This window comes from Hydrogenophaga defluvii, from assembly GCF_042665235.1.
In the GTDB taxonomy this organism is placed as follows: Bacteria; Pseudomonadota; Gammaproteobacteria; order Burkholderiales; family Burkholderiaceae_C; genus Hydrogenophaga; species Hydrogenophaga defluvii_A.
The window spans coordinates 1-1093 of the sequence record NZ_JBHTBZ010000033.1 but is presented as its reverse complement, the minus strand read 5'-3'; the positions used below and the strand labels follow the sequence as shown (position 1 = coordinate 1093).

Below are 1093 nucleotides of genomic sequence, written 5' to 3'. Positions count from 1 at the left end.
AAGGGGTATCCACTTAGCTCCAGTCAGTGCAAAATAACTGGATGGATATCCATACTTTAGCGCCAGCACCCGGAAAAGACTACCCACAGACTTGGAACGAATTCCTCGACTGGTTTGCCACGGAAGACGCGTGCCTGGCCTACCTGGAGCGGCTGCGCTGGCCCCAGGGTTTTGTCTGCCCGCGCTGCGGTTGTGTCGGCGAGGCCTATCGCGCCAGCCGTATCCGGCTGATGTGCCCGAGTTGCCAACACCAGAGCTCGGTCACCGCTGGCACCATCTTCGATAAGACCCGTACGCCTCTGCGCGTCTGGCTGGCCGCAGCCTGGTACCTGACCAATCAGAAGCAAGGGGTGAGTGCCCTGGGCCTACAGCGTGTGCTGGGGTTGGGCAGCTACCAGACCGCCTGGACCATGTTGCACCGACTGCGTCGCGCCATGGTTCGACCGGGCCGCGAACAGCTCAAAGGGCTGGTCGAAGTTGACGAGACCTATCTGGCCATCACGGACAGGCAAAACCCCATCTCACCCAAAGGGCGCAAGAGCAGCACGAGCAAGGTGCTGGTGGTCATGGCCGTGGAGATGCTGGACCCCAAGGGATTCGGTCGCATCCGCCTGCGCCGCATTGCCAACGACTCCGCCGCTTGTGTGATTCCGTTCGTGCAGGAGGTCATCGTGCCTGGCGCACAGGTGCGTACCGACGGCTCGGCTGCCTACCTGACATTGAAAGACCTGGGCTTCGTCCATCAGCGCACGGTCATGCTCGGGTCCGACGTGCCGGCTCATGTCTCGATGGCGGGCGTGCATCGGGTGGCGGCTCTGGTGCAACGCTGGATTCTGGGTACTCACCATGGCTCGGTGCAGCCCGAACACCTGGACGCCTACCTGGATGAGTTCGTGTTCCGCTTCAATCGCCGCACATCCAACTCGCGCGGCATGTTGTTCTATCGGTTGCTGCAACAAGCGGTCGTGACCGCGCCGGTGACGTACCGCGATGTGGTGAAAAAGGCTTGACTGTTGGCACCGCTGGGATACCATCAAACACTGATTATTTATCCAGCATAAGGGTGTCACTGGAGCTAAGTGGATACCCCTTA

Annotated in this window: 1 protein-coding gene; it reads left to right on the top strand. The window is 60.6% G+C overall.

Annotated elements, in window-relative coordinates; translation table 11 throughout:
* Positions 1–41: 41 nt before the first annotated feature.
* A complete protein-coding gene (locus tag ACFQU0_RS12325; protein WP_333408290.1) occupies positions 42–1010 on the top strand; it encodes an IS1595 family transposase in 969 nt (322 codons plus the stop codon).
* The last annotated feature ends 83 nt before the right edge of the window (positions 1011–1093 follow it).